This is a genomic window from uncultured Alsobacter sp. (genome assembly GCF_945952055.1).
Classification (GTDB): Bacteria; Pseudomonadota; Alphaproteobacteria; order Rhizobiales; family Beijerinckiaceae; genus Alsobacter.
The window spans coordinates 57,341-71,756 of sequence record NZ_CAMFHB010000025.1; the positions used below are offsets into that span (position 1 = coordinate 57,341).

At 69.1% G+C, this 14,416-nt stretch carries 13 protein-coding genes; 9 read left to right on the top strand and 4 right to left on the bottom strand.

Features of this window, described 5'->3' with window-relative positions:
* Positions 1-86 precede the first annotated feature (86 nt).
* On the bottom strand, positions 87-860 hold the full coding sequence (locus Q0Q47_RS18375) for an invasion associated locus B family protein (protein ID WP_293862999.1): 774 nt from the start codon (positions 858-860) through the stop codon (positions 87-89).
* A 279-nt stretch (positions 861-1,139) separates the two neighbouring features.
* Between Q0Q47_RS18375 and Q0Q47_RS18380 the strand changes: the two genes are divergently transcribed.
* From Q0Q47_RS18380 to Q0Q47_RS18390, 3 genes are all read left to right on the top strand, one after another.
* Positions 1,140-2,939: an extracellular solute-binding protein gene (locus Q0Q47_RS18380; RefSeq protein ID WP_293863001.1), complete on the top strand. Its 1,800-nt coding sequence runs from the start codon at positions 1,140-1,142 to the stop codon at positions 2,937-2,939.
* 107 nt (positions 2,940-3,046) lie between these two features.
* On the top strand, positions 3,047-4,258 hold the full coding sequence (locus tag Q0Q47_RS18385) for an AMP-binding protein (RefSeq protein ID WP_293863003.1): 1,212 nt from the start codon (positions 3,047-3,049) through the stop codon (positions 4,256-4,258).
* Positions 4,259-4,315: 57 nt separating this feature from the next.
* Positions 4,316-4,990, top strand: a complete 675-nt coding sequence (locus tag Q0Q47_RS18390) for a DsbA family oxidoreductase (RefSeq protein ID WP_293863005.1) — start codon at positions 4,316-4,318, stop codon at positions 4,988-4,990.
* A gap of 166 nt (positions 4,991-5,156) precedes the next feature.
* On the opposite strand, the gene mfd is transcribed toward Q0Q47_RS18390, so the two are convergent.
* The 3 genes from mfd to Q0Q47_RS18405 all read right to left on the bottom strand — a co-directional run bounded on the left by mfd (position 5,157) and on the right by Q0Q47_RS18405 (position 10,257).
* Positions 5,157-8,723 carry a transcription-repair coupling factor gene (gene mfd, locus Q0Q47_RS18395; RefSeq protein WP_293863007.1) on the bottom strand — a complete coding sequence of 1,189 codons (3,567 nt, stop codon included), beginning with the start codon at positions 8,721-8,723 and terminating at the stop codon, positions 5,157-5,159.
* 64 nt (positions 8,724-8,787) lie between these two features.
* The gene (locus Q0Q47_RS18400; protein WP_293863009.1) at positions 8,788-9,084 is read right to left on the bottom strand and encodes a succinate dehydrogenase assembly factor 2; all 297 of its coding nucleotides are present in this window, start codon (positions 9,082-9,084) and stop codon (positions 8,788-8,790) included.
* 240 nt (positions 9,085-9,324) lie between these two features.
* Positions 9,325-10,257 carry an IS110 family transposase gene (locus tag Q0Q47_RS18405; RefSeq protein ID WP_293863011.1) on the bottom strand — a complete coding sequence of 311 codons (933 nt, stop codon included), beginning with the start codon at positions 10,255-10,257 and terminating at the stop codon, positions 9,325-9,327.
* 319 nt (positions 10,258-10,576) lie between these two features.
* On the opposite strand from Q0Q47_RS18405, the gene Q0Q47_RS18410 reads away from it, so the two are divergent.
* The 6 genes from Q0Q47_RS18410 (at position 10,577) to pheS (ending at position 14,393) form a co-directional block, all read left to right on the top strand.
* Entirely contained in the window at positions 10,577-11,182 is a 606-nt protein-coding gene (locus Q0Q47_RS18410) for a 2-hydroxychromene-2-carboxylate isomerase (protein ID WP_293863013.1), read from the top strand.
* Positions 11,179-11,961, top strand: coding sequence for a molybdopterin-synthase adenylyltransferase MoeB (locus tag Q0Q47_RS18415; protein WP_293863015.1), 783 nt, complete (start codon positions 11,179-11,181; stop codon positions 11,959-11,961). The genes Q0Q47_RS18410 and Q0Q47_RS18415 overlap by 4 nt, the downstream gene beginning before the upstream one ends.
* Before the next feature lie 182 nt (positions 11,962-12,143).
* Complete coding sequence (gene rpmI / locus Q0Q47_RS18420; RefSeq protein ID WP_293863017.1) at positions 12,144-12,344, top strand: 50S ribosomal protein L35; 201 nt, start codon at positions 12,144-12,146, stop codon at positions 12,342-12,344.
* Between the two features lie 41 nt (positions 12,345-12,385).
* Positions 12,386-12,751, top strand: coding sequence for a 50S ribosomal protein L20 (gene rplT / locus Q0Q47_RS18425; RefSeq protein ID WP_293863019.1), 366 nt, complete (start codon positions 12,386-12,388; stop codon positions 12,749-12,751).
* A 102-nt stretch (positions 12,752-12,853) separates the two neighbouring features.
* The gene (locus Q0Q47_RS18430; protein WP_293863021.1) at positions 12,854-13,063 is read left to right on the top strand and encodes a DUF2945 domain-containing protein; all 210 of its coding nucleotides are present in this window, start codon (positions 12,854-12,856) and stop codon (positions 13,061-13,063) included.
* A gap of 244 nt (positions 13,064-13,307) precedes the next feature.
* On the top strand, positions 13,308-14,393 hold the full coding sequence (gene pheS / locus Q0Q47_RS18435; protein WP_293863023.1) for a phenylalanine--tRNA ligase subunit alpha: 1,086 nt from the start codon (positions 13,308-13,310) through the stop codon (positions 14,391-14,393).
* Positions 14,394-14,416: the final 23 nt, after the last annotated feature.

Genomic DNA, 14,416 nt, shown 5'->3' on the forward strand with positions numbered 1-14,416 from the left:
TGGTCGGGCACTGCGGAAAGATCTGTCCTTCAAACGAAAACGGGCGCCGCGAGGCGCCCGTCTTGCATTCGTATCCTGTCGCCCGATCAGGGCTTCGGCGCGGGCGCCGGGGCTGCGCCGGGAGCGGGAGCCGCGCCGGGGGCGCCGCCGCCGGCCTCGAGCTTCTTGCGCATCTCCTCGGCCTGCTTCTGCATCTGCTCCTGGAGCTGCTTCTGCTGCTGCTCGAGGACGGCCGGGTCGATCGGCGGGCCGTCGAAGGCCTTGCCGAAGCCGGCGAGCGGCACCTGGAAGGTGACTTCGCGAGCGAACTGGTTCTGCACGCTGATGTTGAGCGCGGTGCCCTTCTTCAGCTGGTTGATCACGTCGTCCTTCACCTGCCCCTCGGCGAAGCAGCCGTTGGGGAAGCAGATGGCGTAGCGGCCGTTCTCGGCCTTGCCGGAGTCGACGGCGTAGCGCACGCCCGGCTGCAGCAGCAGGCCCAGCGGCATCAGGTAGCGCACGATGCGCTGCGGATCGCCCTTCACGTCGTAGACGGCGACGGCGAGGACCGGCTGGCCCTGGTCGGAGACGAAATCGCGGGTCGTGTAGCAGATTTCCTTGCCGTTACCCTGGTCCTTGCCGCAGACCTTCACCCAGTCGGCCTGGGACGGCTCGGGCTTCACGGCCACGATGGTGGGGCCCTGCTGGGCCGGCGCGGCGGCGGCGGGCGCCTGCGGAGCCGGAGCGGCCGGCTTCGGCGCGGGGGCCGCGGGCCGGGGAGCGGCAGGGGTGGTCTGGGCGAGCGCCGGAACCGCGGTCACGGCGGCAGCGACGAGAACGGCGAGGCGCAGGCGCGTTGCAAACGGCCGGACAGTCGACATCGAACGGATCCTCTTTTCTACGGGCGAACGGCGAAGTCGCTTCGGTCCCGGTCGGCTGGCGGTGGCCCGCCAGGCCGCTGTGCAGCGGCAGGCAGCGCCGCTGCATCGACGGGGATTGAGGCGCTTCGATGGCGACGCCGCGTTGCTCTTAGCGGCTCCCCCTCAATGTTTCCAGCATTAAAGGAGATCCCGGACCGCGACCGCGGCGGCCGGGCCGGCGCCACGCCCGCGCCGCGAGCCCCGTGCTAATCTCCGCCATCCCGTCGAATCGGTTTCCTGATGCGTCCGACCACCGGTCTTCTCCTTCTCTTCGCCCTGCTGATGGGCCTGGCCTTCCCGGCGGCGGCCCAGCCGCGGCACGGCATCGCCATGCATGGCGAACCGGCCCTGCCGGCCGGCTTCGACCACCTGCCCTACGCCGATCCGGCGGCGCGCAAGGGCGGTCGCCTCGTGTTCGGCGTGCAGGGGACATTCGACACGCTCAACACCTTCTCGGTCCGCGGCATCGCCGCCAGCGGCATCGTGCCGCCGCTGGGCCTAGTGACCCAGGCCCTGATGGCGCGGTCCTACGACGAGCCCTTCAGCCTCTACGGCCTGCTGGCCGAATCCATCGAGACGCCCGACGACCGGAGCTGGGTGGTGTTCAGGCTGAACCCGAAGGCCCGGTTCTCGGACGGCAAGCCCGTGACCTCGGCCGACGTCCTGTTCACCTGGGATCTGCTGAAGACCAAGGGCAAGCCCACCTTCCGCAGCTGGTACTCCAAGGTCGCCAAGGCGGAGGCGCCGGACGAGCGCACCGTGCGCTTCGACCTGACCGGCGCCAACGACCGCGAACTGCCGCTGATCCTCGCCCTGATGCCGATCCTGGCCAAGCACACCACGGACGCCGCGCGGTTCGAGGAGACCAACCTCACGCCGCCCGTCGGGTCGGGCCCCTACGTGGTGGCCGAGGTGAAGCCGGGGGAGAGCATCACCTTCCGCCGAAATCCCGACTATTGGGGCCGCGACCTGGCGATCTCGCGCGGGCTCTACAATCCCGACGAGATCCGCTTCGACTACTACCGCGACGGCAACACCCTGTTCGAGGCGTTCCGGGGCGGGCTTTACGACGTGCGCACGGAGGACAGCCCGACGCGCTGGACCGGGCAGTACGACTTCCCGCTCGTCCAGCAGGGCAAGGTCGTGCGCGATCCCATCCCCATCCGCACGCCCAAGGGCATGAACGCCTTCGTGTTCAACACCCGCAAGCCGCTCTTCGCGGACGTGCGGGTGCGCGAGGCGATCGCGGGGCTGTTCGACTTCGACTGGGTGAACCGCAATCTCTTCCAGGGGCTCTACGCGCGCACGTCGAGCTTCTTCGAGGGATCCGAGCTCGCCTCGACCGGCGTTCCGGCCTCGGCGCACGAGCGCGAGCTGCTGGCGCCGTTTCCCGGCGTGGTCCGGCCCGCGATCCTGGACGGCACCTGGCGACCGGCCGCCTCGGACGGTTCGGGCCGGGACCGCGAGCAGGCCCGGCACGCGCTCGATCTTCTCGCCCAGGCCGGCTGGCAGCTGGTCGACGGCGAGCTGCGCGACCGCCAGGGACGGCCCTTCGCCTTCGAGTTCCTGGCCGCGAGCCGGGTGCAGGAGCGTCTCGCGCTGAACTTCAGCCAGGCGCTGTCGCGCATCGGCATCCGCCTCAAGGTGCGCCTCGTCGACGACGTCCAGTACTGGCGCCGCCTGCAGGCCTTCGACTTCGACATGATCCAGTTCGCCTGGGGCGCCTCGCCCTCCCCCGGCAACGAGCAATACGGCCGCTGGACGGCCAAGGCGGCCGACCGGCAGGGAAGCTTGAACTACGCTGGCGTGCGAGAACCCGCCGGCGAGGCGGCCATCGACGCCATGCTGGCAGCAAGATCGCGCCAGGACTTCGTCGACGCGGTCCGCACCCTGGATCGCATATTGCTTTCCGGCTTCTATGTGGTGCCGCTGTTCAACCAGCCTGCGCAATGGATCGCGCGAAAAACATCGGTGCAAAGGCCGGAAAGAACGGCTCTTTTCGGTTTTCAACCGGAGGTGCTCTGGCGTACGGATCCCTGAATCGGGCATGTAGAGCTGCCGTTAACGAACGCGAATCGAACGGGGTGGTCTTGGTCGCTGCACAGACCCATGAACGCGACGCCGCCGCGGCCATGCCGTGGGCTGGCGTGACGTTGACGGATCTGTTCGCCTCGACCACGCAGATGAACCCGCAGGCGATCGCCCTGTCGCAGGCCGCGGGGCCCGCACAGCCCCGCCGGACGCTCACCTACGAGGCGGCGGACCGGGCCATCCAGCGCACCATGGACCACCTTCTCGACCTGGGCCTGCGGCCCGGCGAGATCGTGCTGGTGTCGATGGCGTCCACCATGGAAGCGCCGGTGGCGATCCTGGCGGCGCTGCGGGCAGGCTTCACGCCCTGCCTCGTGCCCGTCACCGTGACGCTCGACGAGGCCGCCTCGGTGGTCTCCGCCGTGCCGGCGCGCGCCATCGTGACGACCGGCGCCATCGGTCCGCTCCGCCCCGTCGAGGTGCTCCGCGCCGCCGCGGCGAGCAGCGGGGGGCCGCGCTTCGTGCTCGCCTTCGGCGAACGGCTGCCGGCCGGCGTCATTCCGCTCGACGACGTCCTCATCCGCTCCGCCGACACCGGGTTCGAACCCGTCGACGCCGGCATGCCGCAGCGTCCGCCGGCCGTTCTCACAGTGGAGCGGCGGGCCGGACGGATCCTGGTGCATCGGCACGAGCAGTCGAACCTCGTCGCGGCCTCGCTGCTCACGGTCCTGCGCAGCGGCATGGCGTCGGCCGAGCCCGTCCTGTCCACCCTGTCGCTGATGAGCCTCGCGGGGCTGGTCACCGGCCTCGGCCCCTGCCTGCTGACGGCGGGCACCCTGGCGCTGGAGCCGCTGTTCACGACCGCGAGCTTCCTGGCCAGCCTGTCGGCCCATCCGCGCCTGCACGTGGTGGTTCCGGGCGCGCTCGAAGGGCCGCTCGCGGAATCGGGGCTATCGGCCTCGGTGTCGATCGCCTCCGCCCTCCTGCTGCACCGCCAGGGCGTCCGGCTGGACCGGGTGCCCGGTCTGCCCGCGGCGCGCTTCCCGGTCGTCGACGCCCTGGCCGTCGGCGAGCGGACGCTGCTGGTCGAGGCTCGCGGGGAAGACCGCCGGCCGGCCCTGCGGCTCGGCACGATCCGCATTCCCGACGACATCGGTGCCATCGTGGTCGCGGCCCGCCGCCACGAGGACGGACAGCTCGACGTGGGCGGGGTCACCGTGTCGACGCGGCTCGACGAAAACCTGCGCAGCGACCCCGAGGCGTTCGTGGGGACGGGCTGCAGCGTGACAGTCGACGAAACTCAGCGCATCCTGTCGGTCAGGAACTGACCTGCGTCCCGGCGTGTTCGGCCGTGGGATCCTTCTTCAGACCCCACGGACCGTGCCATGACAGACACCCCCGCCCAGCCCCTCGTCATCGACGTCATCTCGGACGTCGTCTGCCCCTGGTGCTTTCTCGGAAAGAAGAGGCTCGAGAAGGCCTTGGCCATGCATCCCGAGATTCCGGTCGATGTGCGCTGGCGACCGTTCCAGCTCGACCCGACGATCCCGGAGGGTGGCCTCGACCGCAAGGCCTACATGGAAAAGAAGTTCGGCGCCGACGGTCGGCTGGCCGGCATTCACGAGCGGCTGAGCCGCTTGGGGGCGGAGGATGGAATCGCCTTCGCGTTCGAGGCCATCGGTCGCTCGCCCAACACGCTCGACGCCCATCGCCTGATCCGCTGGTCCTACGCCTATGGCGGCCAGAACGATCTCGTGGACGCGCTCTTCCGCGCCTATTTCGAGCAGGGCCGCGACATCGGCGACCGCGCCATCCTGGCCGCGATCGCCGAGGAGGCCGGCTTCGACCCGAAGGAGGCCCGAGCGTTCCTCGACAGCGGCGAAGCCGGAGACCTCGTGCAGCGCGAGATCGGCATGGCCCAGGAGATCGGCGTCCAGGGCGTGCCGTTCTTCATCTTCGCGGGCAAGTACGCGGTGTCGGGCGCCGAGGCCGCCGAAACGCTGGCCAAGGCCTTGACCCAGGCCGCCGGCGATGCGGGGGATGCCGCAGAAGCCAGCTGAGGGACGTCGGTTCCCGCTCGCGCCCGCCTCTACGCCGTCCTGGCCGGGCCTGACCCGGCCATCCACGCCTTTGCCGGCGCCATGCCGAAGTCGTGGGTGCCCGGGCCGAGCCCGGGCATGACGCGCGGACGGGATGGTGCATCGTCCCGTCGCGTTCGGCCAAGCGTCACGCCGCCTTCTTGGTCTCCGCGATGCGGGCCAGGTTGCGCAGGATCGTGGCCGTTCCCTTGAGCCGCTGTTCCGCCGTGTCGAAGTCGCGCACGAAGACGATGCGCATGTCCGGGCGCACCTTGGCGAGGGAGCCCTGCTCGGCCACGTAGCGCACCAGGCCTTCCGGGTTGGCGAAGGCGTTGTCGCGGAAGGACAGGATAAGGCCCTTGGGCCCGGCGTCGACCTTCTCGACATTGGCGCGACGGCACAGCGCCTTGATCTGCACGATCTCCAGGAGCTGCTCCACCTCGTCCGGCAGCGGGCCGAAGCGGTCGACGAGCTCGGCGCCGAAGCCCTGGATCTCCTTGTCGTCGTCGAGCGTCGAGAGGCGCTTGTAGAGCCCCAGGCGCAGATGCAGGTCGCCGACATAGTGCTCCGGGATCATCACCGGCGTGCCGATGGTGATGGAGGGCGACCACTGCGTCTCGCTGGCGTCGTCGTCGTCGATGCCGGCCTTGAGCTGCGCCACCGCCTCCTCCAGCATCTGCTGGTAGAGCTCGTAGCCCACCTCCTTGATGTGGCCCGACTGCTCGTCGCCCAGGAGGTTGCCGGCGCCGCGGATGTCGAGGTCGTGGCTGGCGAGCTGGAACCCGGCGCCCAGCGTGTCGAGCGACTGCAGCACCTTGAGGCGGCGCTCGGCCTGCGCGGTCAGCGTGCGGCTGGCCGGCACGGTGAACAGCGCATAGGCCCGCGTCTTGCCGCGCCCGACGCGGCCGCGCAGCTGGTAGAGCTGGCCCAGCCCGAACATGTCGGCGCGATGCACGATGAGCGTGTTGGCGGTGGGGATGTCGAGCCCCGATTCGACGATCGCGGTCGACAGCAGGATGTCGTACCGGCCCTCGTAGAAGGCCGTCATGACGTCCTCGAGCTCGCTGGCCGGCAGCTGGCCGTGCGCCACCGCCACCTTGGCCTCCGGCACCTCGGTCGCCAGGAAGGCCTTGGCTTCGGCGATGTCCTCGATGCGCGGGCACACGTAGAAGCTCTGGCCCCCGCGGTGGCGCTCGCGCAGCAGGGCCTCGCGCACGATGAGCGGATCGAAGGGGGTGACGAAGGTGCGCACCGCCAGGCGGTCGACCGGCGGCGTGGCGATGATCGAGAGCTCGCGCACGCCCGTGAGGGCGAGCTGGAGGGTGCGCGGGATCGGCGTCGCCGACAGCGTCAACACGTGGACCTCGGCCCGGATCTCCTTCAAGCGCTCCTTGTGGCCCACGCCGAAGTGCTGCTCCTCGTCGACGATGAGCAGGGACAGGTCCTTGAACTGGATCGCCTTGCCGAGCAGCGCGTGGGTGCCCACGACGATGTCAACGGTGCCGTCCGCGAGGCCAGCCTTGACCGCCTTCTGCTCGGCGGCGGGCACGAAGCGGGAGAGCTGGGCCACGCGCACGGGCAGCCCGTGGAAGCGGGTCGCGAAGGTCTTGTAGTGCTGGCGCGCCAGGAGCGTGGTCGGCACGACCACGGCCACCTGCCGGCCCGACAACGCCACGGCGAATGCGGCACGCAGCGCGACCTCGGTCTTGCCGAAGCCCACGTCGCCGCAGATGAGCCGGTCCATCGGACGGCCCTGCCCGAGGTCGCCCAGCGTCGCCTCGATGGCGTTGAGCTGGTCCTCGGTCTCGTCGTAGGGGAAGCGGGCGCAGAACTCGTCGTAGAGGCCCTCCTGTGGCGCGAAGCGCGGGGCCTCGCGCAGCGCGCGCGCCGCCGCCACCTTGATCAGCGCGTGCGCCATCTCGCGGATGCGCTGCTTGAGCTTGGCCTTGCGGGCCTGCCAGGCGCCGCCGCCCAGCTTGTCGAGTGCGACCTCGGTGTCTTCCGAGCCGTAGCGCGACAGGAGCTCGATGTTTTCCACCGGCAGGAACAGCTTGTCGCCGCCGGCATAGTGGATCTCGAGGCAGTCGTGCGGGGCGCCCGCCGCGTCGATGGTCTTGAGGCCGACGAAGCGGCCGATGCCGTGGTCGACGTGGACGACGAGGTCACCCTGGGTGAGGCTGCCGACCTCCGCGATGAGGTCCTGCGGCCGCTTCGAGCGGCGGGCCCGCCGCACGAGCCGGTCGCCCAGGATGTCCTGCTCGCCGATGACGGCGAGGTCCTCGGTCTCGAAGCCGGTTTCCAGGCCCCAGACGGCCAGCGTCGCGACGTTGCGCGGCTGGGCCATGGCATGGGCGATCGCCGAGACGGGCTGGAGGCCGGTAAGGCCGTGGTCGGCCAGCACGTGGGCCAGGCGCTCGCGCGAGCCCTCCGACCAGGCCGCCACGATGACGCGCTTGCCGTTGCCCTGCAGGGCCCGGATGTGGGTGGCGGCGGCATCGAAGACATTGGCCGCGCCGCTCTCGCCCTCGTGCGCGCGCTCCGCCGCGAAGCTGCGGCCGAGCTTGCCGCCGGCATCCACCACGGTCTGGCCCGGCGCCTCGAACTGCGCGAAGGGCGTCAGCCGGATCACCGTCTGCGCCTTCAGCGTCTCCGCCCACTCCGTCGGTGCGAGGTAGAGCATGTCCGGCGGCAGCGGCTTGTAGGGCGGGCCCGACTGGCCGGCGGGCCCCTGCCCCGCCTTCTCCAGCGCGCTGCGACGGGCCTCGTAGTAGTCGGCCACCTGCGACAGGCGCTCGCCGGCCGCGTCTTCGGCCAGGGCCTCCAGGACGACGGGCGCGCCTCCGCAATAGGAGAACAGCGTGTCCATGCTCTCGTGGAACAGCGGCAGCCAGTGTTCCAGCCCGGGGTGCCGGCGGCCTTCGCTCACCGCTTCATAGAGCGTGTCGTCGCGGGTGGTGGCGCCGAAGCGAGCGACATAGGCCTGGCGGAAGCGCCGGATCGTCTCCGTCGTGAGCTGGATCTCGCTCATCGGGACGAGGTCGAGGGAGCGCAGCTGCCCCACGGAGCGCTGCGTCTCCGGATCGAAGGTGCGGATCGATTCCAGCGTGTCGCCGAAGAAGTCCAGTCGCACCGGGGCCGGCAGGCCGGGGGCGTAGAGGTCGACGATGCCGCCGCGCACGGCGTATTCGCCGGTCTCGCGCACGGTCGACGTGCGCTGGAAGCCGTTGACCTCGAGCCAGGTGGCGAGCGCGGTCGTGTCGACCATGTTGCCCGGCGCGGCCGAGAAGGTGTCGGCGGCCACGCGCTTGCGCGGCGCGACGCGCTGGACCATCGAATTGACCGTCGTGACGAGGATCCGCGGCCGGTCGTCGCCCGACTTCGACCGCGCCAGGCGCGCGAGCACCGTCATGCGGCGCGCCGCGATGGCGGCGTTCGGCGACACGCGGTCGTAGGGCTGGCAGTCCCAGGCCGGCAGCGACAGGACCTCGATGTCGGGCGCGACGAAGGCGAGCGCGTTCTCGATGAGCGACTGGCGCTGTCCGTCGCGGGCCACCATCACCAGCACCACGGGCCGCTCGGGACCGTTGCGGTTGGCCGCGCGCGCGAGATCGGCGACGACCAGCGCGTCGAATCCGTCCGGGACGGAGCCGATGGTGAAGCTGGCGCCTTCCTTCAGGAGGCCGGCGGCGCGCTGCAGGGGCGAGGACTTGGCCATGAGGTCCATTCAATGACGAAGCCCGGGATTGGCGTCCCGGGCCGGAAGACGGTGTCGGCGCGGCTCAGACGTGAATGGGCGCCATGTGGGTGTGGAAGGCCTTCACCCGGCGATAGACGTCCGTGTCGTAGTTCTCGGGCACGTCGGCCGCGTCCGTGAGCCAGGCGAACAGGTCACGGTCCGGCACCTCGATGAGGGCCTCGTAGACGTCCAGTTCCGCGTCGGTCAGGTCCGAGATGTGCGCGTCGGCGAACTGGCCCATGATCAGGTCCATCTCCCGGATGCCGCGGTGCCAGGAGCGGAACAGGATCTTGCGGCGGCGGACGTCGAGGTCGGCGCTGCTGCGCTGCGTGCCGGTCATGATGGGTCTCCGAAGAAGGCGCCCTCTATAACGCCGACGGCGGCGGCTTGTCAGGTCGCAAGTTGGCGAGGGCGAGCGGCGGAAGCGCGCAAGCGCTCAACCACTCCACCTCACAAAAGCCCCTCATCCTGAGCCACGGCCCAAAGGGCCGTGAGTCGAAGGACGCGCGAAGAGCCGCTGGACCATTCTGCGTCCTTCGACTCGGCCGCTTCGCGGCCGGCTCAGCGACTGTGTTTGCGGTCAAGCTGGCTGCCACGGTTTTTTGTCCCTGAGGATAGCGTTGGCGATAGTGAGGATCTTGCGAGCGACAGCAATGATCGCCGCCATCTTCTTTTTCCCCTTTGCGCGAAGGTGCCTGTAGTAGGCGTTGAAGGGGGATCGCTGCCGGGTTGCCGCCAGGGCGCTGATGAACAACACCGATCGGGGAGCTGCACGGCCTCCCTGGATCTTTGCCTCGCCGGCCCACTTCCCCGACTCTTGGACAAACGGCGCGAGGCCCACAAGCGAGGCGGCCTTCCTTCGATCAATGCTGCCGAGTTCAGGCACTTCCGCCAAAAGCACACGGGCCGTCACCGGCCCAATGCCTGGAACTGACGTGAGAAGCTTCTCCTTCTCGAGCCAGGCCGGCGACCCCTTGATGCTGTCGTCGATCTCTGTCTCGACCTCCGAGAGCTCCTTCTGCAGAGCCGCCACCAGACGTTCGATGCTCTTGAGCAAGCGCTTCTGCGTCGTGCGCTTCAGTCGCTGCTTTTCGGCTGCGATCATTTCGACGATCTGGCGTCGGCGCGACACAAGGTCCGACAGCTCACGCGTCTGCTCATCCGGTAGCAGCCGGACCTCCGGCTTGACGGCCTCGACGAACCTGGCGATCACCAGAGCATCAAGCCGATCGGTCTTGGCACGCTGGCCCAGCGCCTTGGCGAAGTCCCGCACCTGCGCCGGATTGAGAACCACAAGCGGCAACTGCGCCGCTTGCAGGCCGGCGGCAACGATGGTCTCGAAGCCTCCCGTCGCCTCGATGCCAATCCGGATGGCATTCAGGGGACGCAGGCGCTCAATCAACTCCTCGATCCCGGCAGAAGTCCGAGGAAATGCAAAGGTTTCGCCTGTCGGGTAGACCGCCACATCCAGCCGGTCCTTCGACACGTCGATCCCAATGTTCAAGGCATCCATCTTATCCCGTCCTTCAATAATCGGGCTCGTCCGGCGAGGACGTCCCTGTCGACTGTTCGGGTTCGATGGAACGGCGGGAGGGTCTCCTTGCTGAGCTGCGGGGTTCACCCTTGGATGAGACGGAACCCCTCCCGCCTCCACCGCTGCCATTCTAGCAGACGGCGGGCGCACCAACTTAGAAGGATGAGGACCAGAGTGGTCTTGCAGCACCCATGGTCCTCATCCTGAGCAGGCCGCGCAGCGGCCGTGTCGAAGGACGCACGATGGCCGGCGCTCGGGCATCGCTTGCGCGAAACACCCCCGGTGCTACCGTCCCGCCATGACCGACAAACCCACAGTCGACTTCTGGTACGAGTTCGCCTCGACCTATTCCTTCCTCGCCGCCGAGCGCATCGACAGCTTGGCCGCCGAGCGAGGCGTGACAGTTCGCTGGCGCCCCTTCCTCCTGGGCGCGATCTTTCGCGACCTGGGCTACACCTCCTCGCCCTTCAACATGTATCCCGTGAAGGGTGCCTACATGTGGCGGGACATGGAGCGCTGGTGCGCACGTCTCGGACTGCCCCTGGTCCGGCCCGAGCCCTTCCCGCAAAACGGCATGATCGCATCGCGGCTCGCCCTCGCACTGCCCGACGAGACCCGGCCGGCCTTCACCAAGGCGGTTTTCAGGCTCGAGTTCTGCGAAGGTCGTTCCATCGACGACGAGGCCATGCTGGCCCAGGTCGTCCGCGAGATCGACGTGGAGCAGGAGCCCGCCGTCGCGGCAGCACGCACCGACATCGTGAAGCATGCCCTGCGACGCAACACGGAGGAGGCCAAGACTTTGGGCCTCTTCGGGGCTCCGGCCGTCGTCACGTCGGGTGGCGAGATGTTCTGGGGCAACGACAGGCTGGAAGAGGCGCTCGACTGGGCGATCGGCCGGCGATGAGCCTCTCCAGTGAGGAGGTCGAGCGCTACGCCCGCCACATCGTGCTGCGCCACGTCGGCGGGCCCGGGCAAAACAAGCTCAAGGCCGCGCGCGTCCTGGTGATCGGGGCCGGCGGGCTCGGCTCGCCCCTGATCCAGTATCTCGCGGCGGCGGGAATCGGCACCATCGGCGTGATCGACGACGACGTCGTGTCGCTGTCGAACCTGCAGCGCCAGATCCTGCACGGCACGCCGGATGTCGGCCGGCCCAAGGTCGACAGCGCGGCGGACGCGGTGGCCAGGCTCAACCCGCACGTGGTCGTCGAACGTCTCGCCGAGCGGCTCGGGCCGTCCACCGTGGACGCGCTGGTGGCCCGCTACGACATCGTCGCCGACGGCTCGGACAATTTCGAGACCCGCTACGCCGTCTCCGACGCGTGCTGCCGCGTCGGGCGGCCGCTCGTCACCGCGGCGTTGGGCCCCTTCGAGGCCACCCTCACCACGCTGCGCCCGCACGAAAAGGAGGCGGACGGCACGCCCAACCCGACCTATCGCTGCCTCTTCCCCGAGCCTCCGCCGCCCGGCACCGTTCCCGCCTGCGCCGAGGCCGGCGTGCTGGGCGCGCTCGCGGGCATGATGGGCGCCATGATGGCGCTCGAGGTCATCCGCGAGATCGTCGGCTTCGGCGAAGGGCTGGTCGGGCGGCTTCTGATGGTCGACGCGCTCTCCATGCGTTTCGAGACGATCCGCTACGGCTGGGATCCGGACAACCCGTTGACCGGGACGCGTGCCCCGGCGTGAGGGCACCGGGCGGCTCCGCCCTTGCCATCCGCCGCGCTTCTGTTATAAGCCGCGCCTTCGAACCGACCGGCTGTCAGGGCTGCCGTGGCGGTTCTTTTCGCTCATGACGAGACGAACGGCCGCAAGGCCGACAAGACCAACCCGGGATGGTTTCGGCCATCCGCGTCGGAGAGACGAGCAAAATGCCCAAGATGAAGACCAAATCGGCCGCCAAGAAGCGGTTCAAGGTGACGGGCACCGGCAAGGTGCTCTACGCCCAGGCCGGCAAGCGCCACGGCATGATCAAGCGGACCAACAAGCAGATCCGCAACCACCGCGGCACCAACGTCCTCTTCGAGGGCGATGCTGCGAACGTAAAGAAGTATTTCCTCCCCAACGGCTGATCGCCCCAGGGACGAACGACACTTAACGAGGAGATCAGCCTATGGCACGCGTCAAGCGCGGCGTTACCAGCCACGCCAAGCACAAGAAAGTTTTCAAGGCCGCGAAGGGCTTTTACGGCCGGCGCAAAAACACGATCCGCGCCGCCAAGGCGGCCGTCGATCGCGCCATGCAGTACGCCACGCGCGACCGCAAGGCGAAGAAGCGCACGATCCGCGCTCTGTGGATCCAGCGCCTGAACGCCGCGGTCCGCGAGCACGGCCTCGTCTATTCGCGCTTCATCGACGGCCTGAACAAGGCCGGCATCGAGGTGGACCGCAAGGTCCTCTCCGACATCGCGATCAAGGAGCCGGAGGCGTTCGCCGCCCTCTGCGAGAAGGCCAAGGCCGCCCTTCCGGCTGCCGCCTGAGCCCTTCCGCTCCGCAAGACGTCGGCAAGGCCCGCCCTCATCGGCGGGCCTTTCCTTTTGGGCCTCTCGCGCGTTGTCGTCCGCAACGAGAGGAGACGACCCATGGCCAAGGACCTGAAGCCCGGCGACCGCGTGGCGTGGGACAGCTCCGGCGGACACAGCGTCGGCAAGGTGGTACGCAAGCAGACCAGCCCGACGAAGATCAAGGGGCACAAGGTGGCGGCCTCGCCCGACAATCCCGAATACATCGTGCGCAGCGACAAGAGCGGCGCCGAGGCGGCGCACAAGCCCGGGGCGCTGAAGAAGCGGTGAGGGGCCACTTGTCACGCCGGCGCGGCGTCGGCCCCTCCAGGCTCCTTCCCTCCGCGCGTCATCCCCGGGCCGAAGTCCGGCCAGGATGGCGGAGAGGGTGAGGCGAGCCGTTTGACACCGCTGGGCCGAGCCGAGCCGTCGAGGATGCACGGAGCAGCCCCCCTCTCTCGACAGTCACGCCCCGGCGTGGCAAAAGCCCCCGTCCGTTCCGGGGCCCCGCCCCGGACGCCAGACGGGTATTGCCATGTCGACCGATCTTTCCGCTCTCGAAACCTCGCTCCTGTCGTCCGTCGCCGAGGCTGGCGACGAGGCCGCCCTGGAGGCGGTGCGCATCGCGGCGCTGGGCAAGAAGGGCTCCGTCTCGGACCTCCTGAAGACGCTGGGGTCCATGACGCCCGACGAGCGCAAGGAGATGGGCCCGAAGATCAACGGGCTGCGCGACCGGATCACCAGCGCGCTCGCCGACCGGCGCGGCGCCCTGCGCGACCAGGCGCTCGAGGCCCGGCTCAAGGCCGAGACCGTGGACGTCACCCTCCCGCTGCCGGAGAGCCCGGCCGCGCGCGGCCGCATCCATCCGATCAGCCAGGTCATCGACGAACTCACCGCGATCTTCGCCGACATGGGCTTCTCGGTCGCCGAGGGGCCGGACGTCGAGACCGACTTCTACAACTTCACGGCGCTGAACTTCCCGGTCGGCCACCCGGCCCGCGAGATGCACGACACCTTCTTCTTCAACCCGGACGACAAGGGTGAGCGGAAGGTGCTGCGCACGCACACGAGCCCGGTGCAGATCCGCACCATGCTCGGCCAGAAGCCGCCGATCCGCGTCATCATCCCGGGCCGCACCTATCGCTGCGACAGCGACCAGACGCACACGCCCATGTTCCACCAGGTCGAGGGCCTCGTCATCGACAAGGGCTCGCATCTGGGCCACCTGAAGTGGATCCTGGAGGAGTTCTGCAAGAGCTTCTTCGAGGTCCCCTCGGTGAAGATGCGCTTCCGGCCATCCTTTTTCCCGTTCACCGAGCCGTCGGCCGAGGTCGACATCCAGTGCTCGCGCCGCGGCGGCGAGATCCGCTTCGGCGAGGGCGAGGACTGGCTCGAGATCCTGGGCTGCGGCATGGTGCACCCCAACGTGCTGCGCAACTGCGGCCTCGATCCCGACGAGTACCAGGGCTTCGCCTGGGGCATGGGGATCGATCGCATCGCCATGCTGAAGTACGGCATCCCGGACCTGCGCGCCTTCTTCGACGCCGACGTCCGCTGGCTCAACCACTACGGCTTCCGGCCGCTCGACATGCCGAGCCTTCTCGGCGGCCTTTCGAGCTGACCGACTGCCTTTTCGCCCTTTTC